We start from the raw sequence: 13,727 nt of genomic DNA on the forward strand, positions 1-13,727 counted from the left end.
TCTTTTCTCTTGTCGCGAGGTTGCCACCATGACCCGGCAGAAGCGCTCCCATCACAAGCTCAAACGAGCTGTGGCGCCCTATCTCTATCTGTCGCCCTCGCTGCTCATAGTCGGGCTCCTGATGCTGTTGCCGATGGTCACGGTGATTGCCTATTCCTTTCAGAACAGCGCGGTACTGCGTCGTGATCCATCCTTTGCCGGGCTAAAGCACTACCAGGCGATCTTTGACGATCCCGTGTTCTGGGCTTCGCTGTGGCATACGCTCTATTTCACATGCATGAGTGTCGTTTTCCATATGACCATCGGTATGATCTTCGCACTCATGCTGAACAGCGACCGCATCAATCCGACGCTGCGCAATGTGCTGCGCGTGCTCTACATACTGCCTTGGCTGTTCACTGCGGTGATCATCGCCGTGATCTGGCGTCTCTTGCTTGAGCCGAACGGTGTCGTGAACAGCATTCTCATGCAGATGGGCATCATCGGTTCCAAGATCGAGTGGTTTTCCTCGCCCGAGACCGCTCTGCACGCCGTCACTTTCGCCAATATCTGGGCGGGCTACCCGCTTTTCATGGTCAGCCTGCTCGCGGGTCTGCAAGGCATTCCCAAGGATTTCTACGAGGCCGCCGATATCGACGGGGCGAAGGCCTACCAGAAGCTGATCTTCATCACCATCCCGCAGCTGATGCCGATCATCATCAGCATCTCGCTGCTCGACTTCATCTGGACCATGCAGGTCTTCCCGTTGATCTGGATAACCACGGGCGGCGGTCCGATATACGCGACCGAGGTCCTCAGCACTTACACCTACAAGCTGGCGTTTTCGAGCTACAACCTGTCCCAGGCGTCGGCGAGCGCTGTGGTCATCCTGCTGATCTCTCTCGGCCTGACGCTGTTCTATATTCGCTATCAGCGGGCTAGGTAGGACGCCATGAGGAAACGGAACTCTGGCAAAGACAAACTGATCACCGTCGCGCTGCATGTTGCCCTTGCGGCAGGGCTGTTCTTCGCAGCCTTCCCGATCTACTGGATGCTCAGCAGCTCGTTCAAGTCGAATACCGAAATCTTTGCCCTGCCACCAACCATCCTGCCGAAGGCCTTCACGCTGGAAGCGTATGCAGCCATCCTTGGCGACCCGGTAAAGCTGCGCTTCTTCTTCAACAGCTACTTCGTGGCGGGAGCGGTGACCGTGCTGACAGTGCTGATCGCCTTGCTGGCGGCCTACGGGTTCAGCCGCTTCAACTTCCGCGGCAAGGGCAGCCTTAACACGCTCATCATCAGCACGCAGACGATCCCGCCGATCACACTTTTGATCCCCTTCTTCGGGCTTGTCGTTTCGTACGGCATCTTCGACACCTATGTCGCGCTGATCCTGACCTACCTGGTGTTTACGTTGCCCTATGCGATCCTGCTGATGACAGGGTACCTGAACACGTTGCCACGCGATCTCGATGAAGCCGTCGCCGTTGACGGCGGCACGAGTTGGACAGCGCTCTGGCGAGTGATCGTCCCGATTTCTCTGCCTGGTATCGTGGCGACGTCGGTCTACACCTTCCTGTTGTGCTGGAACGAATTTCTCTTTGCGCTGACGCTGACGAAGTCAACGTCCATGCGCACCGTCCCGATCGGCATACAGCTGTTGATGGGGCAGCACGCCTTCGAATGGAACCAGATGATGGCGATGAGCGTGCTCGGCTCGCTACCGCTCTTGCTCATCTACCTCGTTGCCCAGAGGTTCTTCCTCGCAGGCATGACCGCGGGCTCGGTCAAGTAGGATGTCCATCCAAGGAGAACTGACGAAGCAGGCCCCCGTGTATTGCAATAGATCATTGGACCCTATCTGCTGGCGGGCGATATCCCCGCGGCCTCGGCCGTCGTCCCGTTCCGCTGATCATGCTCGTGCTGTTCTTCCAGCGCCACATCATCGAAAGCCTGACGCAGGGCCGCCCCAAGGAATAGGCGGAATCAAGGAATGAAAGGATGAACGTGAAAGACCTCAAAGTCGGCTGCCAGACCTTCACCTGGGAAATGCTGGGCAAGAACTGGACTGGCGGCCCCGACGATCTGTTGAAGGCGATCGCGGATGGCGACTACGCCGGCATCGAGATCACCGACACCATGATCGGCCGCTACGCCGGCAAGCCAGCCGAGTTCGCCGCCGCGTTGAAGTCGTCCGGCCTGGCGCTCATTTCCTTCGCCTTCGGTTCGAAGAGCGGCTTCACGCTCAAGGATGAGATCGGCGCCGACCTCGAAACCGCCAGGCGCTGGATCGATTTCGTGGCAAACTTTCCCGATGCGCTGGTGTCGATGGGCTCGGCGACCGTCGTCTCCGACGGGCCGCGCGACGGCAAATTCGCCATCGCGGCCGAGCTGTACAACAAGGCCGGCGAGCTCGGCCGCAAGGCCGGTGTCCAGGTGGCGGTGCATCCGAGTTCGCATCACAACACGCTGCTGTTCGACCGCGCCGATTACGACGCGATCTTTGCCTTGCTCGACCCCGATCTGGTCGGCTGGGTGCCGGACACCGGTCACATCCTGCGCGGCCACAAGGACATGGCCGATACGCTCACCACCTACCGCGACCGCATCCGCTACATCCACCTCAAGGACGTCGACGCCAAGGGCACGTGGGCGATGCTGGGCAAAGGTGTTTGCGACACGCCACAAGTCATCGAGATCGCCGGTACCGCGCCGAACTTCAACGGCTGGCTGGTGCTGGAAGAAGAATCCGACACCGCGGCCGCCGATCCGGCCGGTGCGGTCAAGACCAACCGCCAGACGATGCGCGGCTACGGGGCCTGAGACGATGATCAAGAAACAGGACAGACGCCTCAGGGTCGGTGTGCTCGGCTGCGGCCCGATCGCGCAGTTCGCGCATCTGGAATCCTGCGTCAAGGCCGGCAATGCCGACCTCTACGCCATCTGCGACGCGGCACCCGATCTGCTCGCCCGCATGGGTGCCACCTATGAACCGCAGAAGATGTATGCCGATTATGACGCCATGCTCGCCGATCCCGAACTTGAAGCGGTCATCGTCGCCACGTCGGATGCCTATCACGTGCCGATGTCGATCAAGGCGCTCGATGCCGGCAAGCATGTTCTCTGCGAAAAACCGATCGGAACCTCGATCGAGGAAGGCGAAGCCCTGGCGGAGGCGGTCAAGCGCTCCGGCAAGGTGCTGCAGGTCGGGCACATGAAGCGTTTCGACCCGGCGCTGGAGGCCGCGCGCGACTTCGTTCGCTACGAGATCGGCGAGGTGCTGGCGCTGAAGGCCTGGTATTGCGATTCCACCCATCGCTACACCAACACCGATGCGGTGCAGCCGCTGCCCGTCACCAGCAAGCTGGCGAGGAAGCCTGCGGGCAATCCGAAGGCGGATCTCAGGCAGTATTTCATGCTGGCGCACGGCTCGCATCTCGTCGACACGGCGCGCTTCCTCTGCGGCGAGATCGTCGCCGTGCGCGCCCGCCTCAACGAGCGCTTCGGCGCCTATTGCTGGTTCGTCGAGACCGAATTCGCCAGCGGTACGCTCGGCCATCTCGATCTGACCGTCGCCGTGCGCATGGACTGGCACGAGGGCTTCCAGCTCTATGGCGAGAACGGCTCCGTCATCGCCAAGACGTTCAACCCCTGGTATTTCCGCGCCAGCGAGGTCGACATCTTCCATGAGAAGGACGCGACCTCGCGAAAACCACTCGGCGCCGACGGCCATTTCTTCCGCCGCCAGCTCGAAGGCCTTGCCGACACGGTTCTGAACGGCGCGCCGATGCGCGGCGCCAATGTCGAGGACGGCATCGCCTCGATCCGCGCCATGGTGGCGATTGCCCGTTCTGTCGAGACTGGCGAACGGGTTGAACTTGCCTCGGTTTCGGGTGCCGTCTGATGCGCCTCGGCATCTTCGCCAAGACTTTTCCGGGCACCGATCCGGCCGCCGTCTTGGCCGCGGTCAAGCAGGCCGGATACGAGACGACACAGTTCAATCTCGCCTGCGCCGGCCTGCCGTCGATGCCGGATGTCGTGCCGGCGGATGCCGTCGCCGCCATCCGCGCCGCCGCGCGATCGTCAGGCGTCTCATTGGCCGCGCTGTCGGGCACCTACAACATGGCGCATCCCGACAAGGCTGTGCGCGACGATGGGCTGAGGCGGCTTGGCGTCGTCATCGAGACGGCCGCTGCTTTGGATATCCCGCTGGTGACGCTCTGCACCGGCTCGCGCAATGCCGCCGACCAGTGGGCCTATCACTCCGACAATGCTGATCCGTCCGCCTGGTCCGACATGGTCGCCGAGATGGAAAAGGCGCTGGCGCTGGCCGAGAACGCCGGCGTCGATCTCGGCATCGAGCCCGAGCAGGCCAACATCGTCACCTCGGCCGGGGATGCGATACGCCTGATCGCCGACATGGGCTCCAAACATCTCAAGATAGTGCTCGACCCCGCCAACCTGTTCGAGCATGCGACACCGGAGGAAGCGCTCACCATCGTCGCCGCCGCGATCGATGAGGCAGCCGGCCACATCGCCATGGCGCACGCCAAGGACCGTTTCGCCGACGGCCGCCTCGCCACGTCAGGCCAGGGCGTCGTCGACTTCCCGGACTTCGTCGCGCGCTTGAAGGGCGTGGGTTTCGATGGGGCGCTCGTCACGCACGGCTTGTCCGCCGACGAAGCTGCTGCCGTCGCAATCTTCCTGCGAAGGCTGCTCTGATGGGCGTCGCGCCGACGATCATGCTGCGCGACGATGCCGCGCTCCATGTCTTCGATACGGGGCAGGGCCTTCCCATCGTCTTCCAGCATGGTCTCGGCGGCGATGCCGCCCAGGTTGCGCAGAACTTTCCCGACGGCCCCTCGCGCCGCCGGCTGACCGTCGAATGTCGTGCGCAAGGCGGCGCCAGTGCCGGCAGCGAGCGTCCGTTCTCGATCGCGATGTTCGCCGACGATGTGCTGGCTGCCGCCGATGCGGCGGGAATGGAGCGCTTCGTCGCCGGCGGTATCTCGATGGGTGCGGCGATCGCGCTGCGCCTCGCATTGCATCACCCGGATCGGGTCTCTGGCCTCGTGCTGGTGCGTCCGGCCTGGGCTTTCGACGCGGCGCCTCAAAACATGCAGCCTTACATCGAAGTGGCGGAACTCATCGACCGGCTTCCGCTGGACGAGGCGCGCGATGCCTTCGCGTCCTCCGCGACGGCGACCCGCTTTCGCAGCGAGGCCCCGGACAATCTCGCTTCGTTGCTCGGCTTCTTCGAGCGCGAGAATGCAACCGTCTTCGCCGAGGTAATGCAGTCGATCGCCAATGATGGGCCTGGTGTGACGCGGGCCGAAGCCGCCGGCCTCGCAATCCCGACGCTCGTCATCGGTTGCGGCATCGATCTCGTCCATCCCTTGGCGACCGCCCGCGAACTGGCTGAGACCATTCCCGGCGCCGCGTTTGTCGAGGTAACGCCGAAGGCTCTCGACAAGAACAGCCATTTCGCCGAAATCCGTGCCGCCATCGGTGGGTTTCTCGACAGAAATTTCAACAACCAGGACCAGTCATGATCTCGAAACTCTTGTCAGGCCCGGCCGCCATCGCCGCATTGCCGCGCGACCGTCTGATCGCCGAATTCTCATCGTGGTCTGCCAATCTCGCCAATTTCGAGAGCGACTTGAAGCGCATCGAACCCTATGTCGATCTGCACCACATCGATGTCGCGGATGGCCATTTCGCGCCGTCCTTCCTGTTCTTCCCCGATCTCGTCGCCCGCATTGCCAAACTGACGGCCAGGCCCATTCACGTCCATCTGATGGTCGATGCGGCAATCGTCGAAGAACAGACCCGCCAGTTCATCGAGGCCGGCGCCGACATGATCAGCGTCCATGCCGAGAATGGCGAAGCGGGTCTGCGCGCGGTGCGGCTGGCGCGTGCACTCGGCGCCGAAGCCGGCGTCGTGTTGAGGCTGGAAACGCCGGTCGAGGCGGTGACGCCTTTCGTTTCCGAGGTGGCTTTCGTCACACTTCTTGGCACCGCGATCGGGGTCAAGGGCCAGGGCCTGTCGGAGAAAGCCTGCGACAGGCTGGGCGAGGCCCGCGCTATCCTGCGGCACGCCGGCCGCGAGGCGGCCGTGGTGCTCGCCGCCGATGGCGGTATCCGCCACGAAACCGTGCCGCGGCTTCGCGCGGCAGGCGCCGAGACCGTTGTGCTCGGTTCGCTCGCTTTCGGCGACAAGGATCTCGCCGGCCGCATCGGCTGGCTGCACGGTTTGAAGGTCGCGGCATGAGCATCGAAGCCGCTCTCGCGATCGACCTTGGCGGCAGCGAGCTTCGTGCCGCCCTGGTCGACCGTGACGGCAAGATACTGGCCTTCGCGGTGGTGCCGACGCAGGCGCAGGCCGGCCCTGACGTGGTGATCGGCCAGATCGAGGCGCTGGCCGCGACCGTCCATGCCGAGGCGCCGGGGCTGTCGATCCTCGGCGTCGGCGTCGGCGCGCCGGGCCCGCTCGACCCGCTGGCCGGCATCGCCGTCGGACCGCCGACGCTGGCCGGCTGGCAGGACGTGCCGCTGGCCGACATCCTCGAGCGGCGGCTCGGCCTGCCGGTAAGGCTGGAGAACGACGCCAATGCGGCCGCCCTTGGCGAATGGCGCTTCGGCGCCGGCCACGGCGCTCGCTCGCTGGTCTTCGTCACCGTCTCGACCGGGATCGGCGGCGGCGTCGTCGCCGACGGGCGTATCCTGCACGGCCGCCGCGGCCTTGCCGCCGAGATCGGCCACATGACCATCACCAACGAGGGCGAGCGCTGCGTCTGCGGCGTCGTCGGCTGCTTCGAGGCCATCGCCTCGGGCACCGCGCTCGGCCGCCGCGCCGATGCCGCGACGTCGCCCCTGGACGGCTCGACGCTGCGCCGCCTGTCGGCCAACGCCGAGGTCACCGGCCGCCATGTGGTCGAGGCGGCCAGGCTGCAGGACGATCTCGCTGTGGCCCTGCTCGAGGAGGAGGCGCGTTGGCTCGGCGTCGGCTTCACCAATCTCTTGCATCTCTATTCGCCCGACGTGCTGGTCGTCGGTGGCGGCATCGCCAATGGCCTCGACCTGATGGCGCCCGTCATCGGGGCGACCATCCAGCAGCGCGCCATGCGCGCCTACCGCGATGTGCCGGTCGTCCAGGCCCAGCTCGGCCGCCACGCCGGGCTGGTTGGTGCCGCCAGCCTTGTCCTGTTCGACGATTTGGGCACGTTGGCGGCTCCCATGCCTGTCGGCCCAAGCACATATCCGGACACGAGGAGGGACGCCGCTGGGCAAAGCCGTCTGACATCACGGACATAAGCCGATGACCGCAAGCTGAGTGCTTGCGGCCATGGTCATTTCACGGAACGGCGGATTACTCGGCGGGAACGATGTCCGCCGGCAGGCTGTCGTCGGCCGTACCAGCCAATGCCCTGGCCAGCTTGGCTTCGTCGAGTTCGCCCTCCCAGCGCGCCACGACCAGCGTCGCCACCGCATTGCCGACGAAGTTGGTCAGCGCCCGGCATTCCGACATGAAGCGGTCGACGCCGAGGATCAGCGCCATGCCCGCGACCGGCACCGAGGGAACCACCGAAAGCGTCGCGGCCAAGGTGATGAAGCCGGCGCCGGTGATGCCGGCGGCACCTTTCGAGGACAGCATCGCGACCAGCAGCAGCAGGATCTGGTCTGATATCGACAGATGGATGTTCGTCGCCTGGGCGATGAACAGCGCCGCGAGCGTCATGTAGATGTTGGTGCCGTCGAGATTGAAGGAATAGCCGGTCGGGATGACCAGCCCGACGACAGAGCGCTTGGCGCCGGCCTTTTCCATCTTCTCCATCAGCGAGGGCAGTGCGGCTTCCGACGATGATGTGCCCAGCACCAGCAACAGCTCTTCCTTGATGTACCGGATCAGCGACAGGATCGAGAAGCCGTTGTAGCGACAGACGGCACCGAGCACGACGAACACGAACAGGAACGAAGTCGCGTAGAAGGTTCCGACCAGCATGGCGAGGTTGATGACCGAGCCGATGCCGTATTTGCCGATGGTGAAGGCCATCGCGCCGAACGCGCCGATCGGCGCTGCCTTCATCAGCACGCTGACCAGCTTGAACATCGGCGCCATCAGCGCCTGCAGGAAGTTGAGCACCGGTGTGCCCTTGTCGCCGACCAGCGCCAGCGCAATACCGAACAGCACCGAGAAGAACAGCACCTGCAGGATGTCGCCGTCGGCGAAGGCGCCGACGATCGTGCCGGGGATGATGTTCATCAGGAAGCCGGTGACCGACTGGTCATGCGCCTTGGCGGCGTAAGTGTTCACGGTCGAGGCGTCGAGCGTCGCCGGGTCGATGTTGAAGCCGGCGCCCGGCTGCACGACATTGGCCACGACAAGGCCGATGATGAGCGCCAGCGTGGAGAAGGTGAGGAAGTAGAGCATCGCCTTGCCGGCGACGCGGCCGACCTTCTGCAGGTCGCTCATGCCGGCGATGCCGGTTGCGACCGTCAGGAAGATGACCGGCGCGATGATCATCTTGACCAGCTTGATGAAGGCATCGCCGAGCGGCTTCATGCTCTCGCCGATCGACGGATAGTAATGGCCGAGCAGGATCCCGACGGTGATTGCTACGAGCACCTGCACGTAGAGCTGGGCATAGAGGGGCTTGCGCTGCGCGGCGGGCGCGGCGGATTGGTCTGCGATATGCATCGAACTCTCCCTGGCCGGATGGACGGAACCCGCCCTGCGTGACTTCTCCCATCGCGGCGATCCGGTCGCCCGCCGCTGCAAGGACTTTTGCAAGCGCTGTGCCAGATGGCGGATAGGCCGAAATCCCCGGGTTTCAGCCGTTCCTGCCCTGCTGTCGACGGAGACCTGTGCGGATTTCCGCACAGGTCTTGTTTGCCCTGGCGGAATTTCGCATTAGACTGGGGCCAAAGCCGTACAGGGAAGGGAGAGGGCCGACGCCGCGACAGCGCATCGATAGCGAAGCCCCAGGGTTTGCCGCCCGCGACCTGTTGCGCGAAGCGGTAGTGCGCCTGCGCGGCGGCCATTGGCTGCTTGCGGCGATCGCGCTCGCGGTGCTGGTCGGCGCAGTCGCGGTTGCCGGGCGCATCGCCGAGGGTCAGGCCGCCGGCAACTTGCGCGACGGGGCACTGGCCGCCTTGCCGCTGGCGGCCGGAACCCTGACCGGTGAAATCGAAAAGCAGCGTCTCGTGCCGCTGGTGCTGGCGCGCGACGATGCGGTGCGCGATGCGCTGCGCCGCGCCGGAAAGGTCGAGGAAACAGCTCTCGACGCCAAGCTGAAGGCCATAGCCGGCGATGCATCGGCCTCGGCCATCTATGTCATCGACACGGCGGGCATGGCGATATCAGCCAGCAATGCCGGCCAGCCGGACAGCTTTGTCGGCATCGACTATAATTTTCGTCACTATTTCACCGATGCGATGGCCAAGGGTGCGGCCAGCCAGTATGGCCTCGGCACGATCAGCGGCAAGCCGGGACTCTACCTTGCCGGCCGTGTCGACGATGCTGGCAAGCCGCTTGGCGTCGCGGTTCTGAAGGTCGAACTCGGCGGTGTCGAAGCCAATTGGCGCGCCAGCGGCTTTCTCGTTTTCGTCACCGACGAGCGCGGCGTCGTTCTGGCCACCAGCCAGCCCGATTGGCGCTTCCATGCGCTGGCGCCGCTCTCCGCCGCGGACGCCGCCGCGGCGCACGACCAGCTTCAACTGGTCGACGCCGCCTTCGCGCCGCTGCCGATACGGCGTGGCGCCGGTGACGGTCTGGCGACAATCGACGAAGCCGGAAAATCGCGTCGGTTCGTCGAGGTGGTGCAGGACTTGCCCGGTGCCGTCCCCGGCTGGCGCCTGTGGCTGCTGACACCCGCCGATGCCGCCCTGACCTCCGCCGCCAACACGGCGCGCCTGACGACACTGCTCGGGCTGCTGCTGATGGGGCTGCTTGCCTATGTGTTCACCCGGCGCCGTCGCACACGCCGGCTGCGGCAGGAGGCGCTGGCGCGCATGAACACCGAGCTAGAGAGCCGCGTCAGCACCCGGACCGCCGAATTGACGCGATCGAACACGGCCCTTGCCGGCGAAATCGCCGAGCGCGAAAACGCCGAGGCCAAGGTCCGCCGGCTGCGCGACGATCTCGCCCAGGCCAACCGGCTCTCCATCCTCGGCCAGATCGCCGCCGGCGTGGCGCATGAGATCAATCAGCCGGTCGCCGCGATCCGCACCTATGCCGAGAATGCCGGCCGCTTTCTCGAGGCCGGCAAGACCGAACCGGCGAGCGGCAATCTGACCTCGATCGTGTCGATGACCGAACGCATCGGCGCCATCACCGGCACGCTGCGCACTTTTGCCCGCCGGCCCGGCACTGCTGCATCGCCTTTGCCGGTGCGCGAGGCGATCGACGGTGCGCTGTCGCTTCTGTCCGGCCGCATCCGCGATTCCGGCGTCACCATCGTCAGGCCGCGCGGTAACGCATCGCCATTGGTGATGGCAAGCCGCATCCGGCTGGAGCAGATCCTCGTCAACCTGTTGCAGAATGCGCTGGACGCCATGAAGGACCGGCCCGATCCCCGTATCGAGATCGACCTCGCCGAACGTGGCGACAGGGTGCTGATTTCGGTGCGCGACAATGGTCCCGGCCTCGGGCCGGAAGCCGCCGGCAATCTGTTCATGCCGTTCCAGACCACCAAGGAAAAGGGGCTTGGCCTCGGCCTGGTGATCTCGCAGGAGATCGCCCAGGAATTGGGCGGCACGCTGCGGCTCGACCCCGACACGGCCAGCGGCGCATCCTTCACCATCGACTTGAGGCGGATCGAATGACGCAGGGATCAGGGCTGGTGGCGCTCGTCGACGACGATGCGGACCTGCTTCACGCCACCACGCAACTGCTCGAACTTGCCGGCTTCACGGTGATCGCGCTCGACGCTGCGGAGGCAGCGCTTGGTGTCGTCGACACGGATTTCGATGGTGTGGTCGTCAGCGATATCCGTATGCCCGGCATGAACGGTCTGCAGCTCTTCGACCGCGTCAAGGCTGTTGACCCCGACTTGCCGGTGATCCTGGTCACCGGGCATGGCGATGTCGATCTTGCCGTCGCCGCGCTCAAGGATGGCGTCTATGATTTCATCCCGAAACCCTATGCGGGGGAGCGCCTGGTCGAGGCCCTGAAGCGGGCATCGGAGAAGCGGCGGCTGGTGATGGAAAACCGGCGGCTGCGCGAAGCCGCGGCACTTGCCGCCGACGGCATGCCGTTGATCGGCGAGGCGCCCGCCATCCGCCGACTGCGTGAAACCTTGCGCCAGATCGCGGACATGGATGTCGACGTGCTGGTGGAAGGCGAGACGGGAACCGGCAAGGAAGTGGTTGCCGACCTCCTGCACAGGTGGGGCCGACGCCGCGCAAAGCCCTTCGTCGCATTGAACTGCGGCGCTCTGCCCGAAACCGTCATCGAAAGCGAGCTGTTCGGCCATGAGGCCGGCGCGTTCACCGGCGCGCAGCGGCGGCGGATCGGCCGGATAGAGCACTCCAGCGGCGGCACGCTGTTCCTCGACGAGATCGAATCCATGCCGCCGGCGTTGCAGGTCAAGCTTTTGCGGGTGCTGGAGACGCGCAGCCTCACCCCGCTCGGCTCGAACGAGACGCGGCGCCTCGATCTCAGGGTCATCGCGGCGACCAAGGTCGATCTCGGCCGACCCGACCAGCGCGGCGATTTCCGCGAGGACCTCTATTTCCGCCTCAACGTGGTGACGCTGCGCATACCGCCCTTGCGCGAGCGGCGCGGCGATATCGCGATGCTATTCGGCCATTTCCTCGGCAAGGCGGCGGAGCGATTTGGCCGCCCTGTCGCCAGGGTGAACGCCGCCGTGAGCCATTATCTCCAGTCGCACGACTGGCCGGGCAATGTGCGCGAGCTCGCGCATTTCGCCGATCGCGTCGCTCTCGGACTTGGTCCCGATGACGAAACCAGGGCAGTCGCGCGGCTGCCGGAGCCGGCCGCCGCACTGCCCGAGCGGGTCGGGCAGTACGAGGCGCAGCTCATCCGCGACGCGCTGCGCGATCATGGCGGTGACGTGCGCGGCGCCATCGACGCGCTCGGCGTGCCGCGCAAGACGTTCTACGACAAGCTCAAGCGCTACGGCATCGCCGCATCCGACTTCCGCCCTCTTGACGCTTCCAACCGCGTAATCCGGAAAGAGCCATGAACACGACACTTGAAACGACGGCAAATCCACCGCCGGAAGAACTCGCCTTTCTCAGTGAACGGCTGACGGCGTTCAACGACGGCGATGTCGGCGCGTCCGAAAGGAAGGCGCTGGCCGTGTTCGTACGCGACGAGGACGGCGCTGTCGTCGCCGGCATCTCGGGCTACACCGCCTGGGGCTGGCTCTACGTGCAGTGGCTGTGGGTTGACGAAAGGCTGCGCGGCCAGCACATGGCAGGCCAGATGCTGGACGCAGCCGAGCGCGAAGCCGTGGCGCGCGGCTGCCAAAATGCCTGGATCGACACGTTCAATCCCAACGCCGCCAAGGTCTATCAGCGGCAAGGTTATCAACCGTTCGGGACGCTGGCCGATTTCCCGGTCGGCCGCAGCCGAATTTTCCTGCGGAAGAATCTATCGCCGGCGTGATCAGCCAGCCAGCTTTCCCCCGCGCATCGGCTGCGGTGCGCCGGTCGTGCTCGGGAAACTGATCGGCAGGCCGCGCAGCACGCGCACCGCGAGGAAGGCAAAGCACTCCGCCTCCACCGCGTCGCCGCTCCAGCCCAGGCTTTCGGCCAGCACCACCTCGACGCCGGCGCGGTTGGCGAGCATGGCCATCATCGTCGGGTTGTGACGGCCGCCGCCGCTGACCACCAACTTCTTCGGCCGGCTTGGCAGAAGGTCGAGCGCCTTGCCGACGGCGGCGGCGGTAAACGCGGTGAGCAGCGCCGCGCCATCCTCGGCGCTCAGGCCGTCGGCCATGGCCGCGCCGAAGTCGAAACGGTCGAGCGATTTTGGATAGGCCTTGGTCAGATAAGGATGCTGCAGCAGCTTGGCGAGCCGGGCCTCGTCCACCTTGCCCGCGCGGCCCAGCGCGCCGTCGCGGTCCATTTCACCGAGCCCTTTCGACTTGATGAAATCGTTGAGCGGTGCATTGGCGGGGCCGGTGTCGAAGGCGATGACATTGTCGGCGCCGTCCCACCAGGTGATGTTGGCGACACCGCCGAGATTGAGCACGGCCACCTCGCCACTGGCGCCGGCGCTGCGCATCAGCGCGGTGTGATAGGCGGCTGCCAAGGGCGCGCCTTGCCCGCCGGCGCGCATGTCGGCCGAACGGAAATCATAGGCGACCTTGGTGCCGAGGATCTCATGCATCAACTCGCCGTCGCCAAGCTGGCGGGTCTGGCCGAGCCGTCCGACCTGCGGCGCGCGATGCAGCACGGTCTGACCGTGAAAGCCGACGACGCCGATATCGGCCATTGTCATGCCGTACCCTTCGACGAGTTCCTTCACCGCCGCCGACTGCGCACGCGTCAGCGCCTCTTCCGCCTTGCTGAAGATCGCCGGTTCCGGCCCGACAAAATTCCAGGCCCTGGCCGCCGTCAGCGTCTCCTCCAGCAAGGAGCGGATCGACGGCGGATAGGGCATCAGCCGGTAGGTGCCGAAATCCTCGATCCGCTCGCCATCGGTCTTGATCAGCGCCACGTCGATGTTGCCGTCAAGCACGGTGCCGGTCATCAGGCCGACGGCCCAGATTGGTTCCATG

General features: G+C 65.1%; 13 protein-coding genes. 11 read left to right on the forward strand and 2 right to left on the reverse strand.

What is annotated here, in order from left to right; all coding sequences use genetic code 11:
* Window positions 1-28: 28 nt before the first annotated feature.
* The 8 genes from O7A70_RS17095 (at window position 29) to O7A70_RS17130 (ending at window position 7,293) form a co-directional block, all read left to right on the forward strand.
* A complete protein-coding gene (locus tag O7A70_RS17095; RefSeq protein WP_337141408.1) occupies window positions 29-925 on the forward strand; it encodes a carbohydrate ABC transporter permease in 897 nt (298 codons plus the stop codon).
* A 6-nt stretch (window positions 926-931) separates the two neighbouring features.
* On the forward strand, window positions 932-1,774 hold the full coding sequence (locus O7A70_RS17100) for a carbohydrate ABC transporter permease (RefSeq protein ID WP_337141409.1): 843 nt from the start codon (window positions 932-934) through the stop codon (window positions 1,772-1,774).
* Window positions 1,775-1,980: 206 nt separating this feature from the next.
* Window positions 1,981-2,802 (forward strand): sugar phosphate isomerase/epimerase family protein, encoded by an 822-nt coding sequence (locus O7A70_RS17105; RefSeq protein ID WP_337141410.1) that lies wholly within the window; start codon window positions 1,981-1,983, stop codon window positions 2,800-2,802.
* A gap of 4 nt (window positions 2,803-2,806) precedes the next feature.
* Window positions 2,807-3,883: a Gfo/Idh/MocA family protein gene (locus O7A70_RS17110; protein ID WP_337141411.1), complete on the forward strand. Its 1,077-nt coding sequence runs from the start codon at window positions 2,807-2,809 to the stop codon at window positions 3,881-3,883.
* Window positions 3,883-4,701 (forward strand): sugar phosphate isomerase/epimerase family protein, encoded by an 819-nt coding sequence (locus O7A70_RS17115; protein WP_337141412.1) that lies wholly within the window; start codon window positions 3,883-3,885, stop codon window positions 4,699-4,701. The genes O7A70_RS17110 and O7A70_RS17115 overlap by 1 nt, the downstream gene beginning before the upstream one ends.
* On the forward strand, window positions 4,701-5,531 hold the full coding sequence (locus O7A70_RS17120) for an alpha/beta fold hydrolase (protein ID WP_337141413.1): 831 nt from the start codon (window positions 4,701-4,703) through the stop codon (window positions 5,529-5,531). The genes O7A70_RS17115 and O7A70_RS17120 overlap by 1 nt, the downstream gene beginning before the upstream one ends.
* A complete protein-coding gene (locus tag O7A70_RS17125; protein WP_337141414.1) occupies window positions 5,528-6,250 on the forward strand; it encodes a ribulose-phosphate 3-epimerase in 723 nt (240 codons plus the stop codon). Before O7A70_RS17120 ends, O7A70_RS17125 begins: the two co-directional genes overlap by 4 nt.
* Window positions 6,247-7,293, forward strand: coding sequence for an ROK family protein (locus O7A70_RS17130; RefSeq protein ID WP_337141415.1), 1,047 nt, complete (start codon window positions 6,247-6,249; stop codon window positions 7,291-7,293). The genes O7A70_RS17125 and O7A70_RS17130 overlap by 4 nt, the downstream gene beginning before the upstream one ends.
* Before the next feature lie 55 nt (window positions 7,294-7,348).
* Here the strand turns inward: O7A70_RS17130 and O7A70_RS17135 are convergent, their stop codons facing one another.
* Window positions 7,349-8,677 carry a dicarboxylate/amino acid:cation symporter gene (locus O7A70_RS17135; RefSeq protein ID WP_140715209.1) on the reverse strand — a complete coding sequence of 443 codons (1,329 nt, stop codon included), beginning with the start codon at window positions 8,675-8,677 and terminating at the stop codon, window positions 7,349-7,351.
* A 305-nt stretch (window positions 8,678-8,982) separates the two neighbouring features.
* Between O7A70_RS17135 and O7A70_RS17140 the strand changes: the two genes are divergently transcribed.
* The 3 genes from O7A70_RS17140 to O7A70_RS17150 are packed head-to-tail and all read left to right on the forward strand — an operon-like array spanning window position 8,983 to window position 12,610.
* Complete coding sequence (locus O7A70_RS17140; protein WP_337141625.1) at window positions 8,983-10,803, forward strand: sensor histidine kinase; 1,821 nt, start codon at window positions 8,983-8,985, stop codon at window positions 10,801-10,803.
* Entirely contained in the window at window positions 10,800-12,185 is a 1,386-nt protein-coding gene (locus tag O7A70_RS17145) for a sigma-54-dependent transcriptional regulator (protein ID WP_337141416.1), read from the forward strand. The genes O7A70_RS17140 and O7A70_RS17145 overlap by 4 nt, the downstream gene beginning before the upstream one ends.
* A complete protein-coding gene (locus O7A70_RS17150) occupies window positions 12,182-12,610 on the forward strand; it encodes a GNAT family N-acetyltransferase (RefSeq protein WP_337141417.1) in 429 nt (142 codons plus the stop codon). The genes O7A70_RS17145 and O7A70_RS17150 overlap by 4 nt, the downstream gene beginning before the upstream one ends.
* Here the strand turns inward: O7A70_RS17150 and O7A70_RS17155 are convergent, their stop codons facing one another.
* Window positions 12,611-13,726: an anhydro-N-acetylmuramic acid kinase gene (locus tag O7A70_RS17155; RefSeq protein ID WP_337141418.1), complete on the reverse strand. Its 1,116-nt coding sequence runs from the start codon at window positions 13,724-13,726 to the stop codon at window positions 12,611-12,613.
* Between the last annotated feature and the right edge of the window lies 1 nt (window position 13,727).

The sequence above is a fragment of the Mesorhizobium sp. Cs1299R1N1 genome, assembly GCF_037179655.1.
GTDB classification, from domain to species: domain Bacteria; phylum Pseudomonadota; class Alphaproteobacteria; order Rhizobiales; family Rhizobiaceae; genus Mesorhizobium; species Mesorhizobium salmacidum.

Excerpts from the sequence above, each read along its gene's own strand:
- O7A70_RS17130 (WP_337141415.1), top strand. The coding sequence starts at position 6,247 with ATGAGCATCGAAGCCGCTCTCGCGATCGACCTTGGCGGCAGCGAGCTT.
- O7A70_RS17120 (WP_337141413.1), top strand. The coding sequence starts at position 4,701 with ATGGGCGTCGCGCCGACGATCATGCTGCGCGACGATGCCGCGCTCCAT.
- O7A70_RS17135 (WP_140715209.1), bottom strand. The coding sequence starts at position 8,677 with ATGCATATCGCAGACCAATCCGCCGCGCCCGCCGCGCAGCGCAAGCCC.
- O7A70_RS17095 (WP_337141408.1), top strand. The coding sequence starts at position 29 with ATGACCCGGCAGAAGCGCTCCCATCACAAGCTCAAACGAGCTGTGGCG.
- O7A70_RS17105 (WP_337141410.1), top strand. The coding sequence starts at position 1,981 with ATGAACGTGAAAGACCTCAAAGTCGGCTGCCAGACCTTCACCTGGGAA.
- O7A70_RS17100 (WP_337141409.1), top strand. The coding sequence starts at position 932 with ATGAGGAAACGGAACTCTGGCAAAGACAAACTGATCACCGTCGCGCTG.
- O7A70_RS17110 (WP_337141411.1), top strand. The coding sequence starts at position 2,807 with ATGATCAAGAAACAGGACAGACGCCTCAGGGTCGGTGTGCTCGGCTGC.
- O7A70_RS17145 (WP_337141416.1), top strand. The coding sequence starts at position 10,800 with ATGACGCAGGGATCAGGGCTGGTGGCGCTCGTCGACGACGATGCGGAC.
- O7A70_RS17125 (WP_337141414.1), top strand. The coding sequence starts at position 5,528 with ATGATCTCGAAACTCTTGTCAGGCCCGGCCGCCATCGCCGCATTGCCG.
- O7A70_RS17155 (WP_337141418.1), bottom strand. The coding sequence starts at position 13,726 with ATGGAACCAATCTGGGCCGTCGGCCTGATGACCGGCACCGTGCTTGAC.
- O7A70_RS17115 (WP_337141412.1), top strand. The coding sequence starts at position 3,883 with ATGCGCCTCGGCATCTTCGCCAAGACTTTTCCGGGCACCGATCCGGCC.
- O7A70_RS17150 (WP_337141417.1), top strand. The coding sequence starts at position 12,182 with ATGAACACGACACTTGAAACGACGGCAAATCCACCGCCGGAAGAACTC.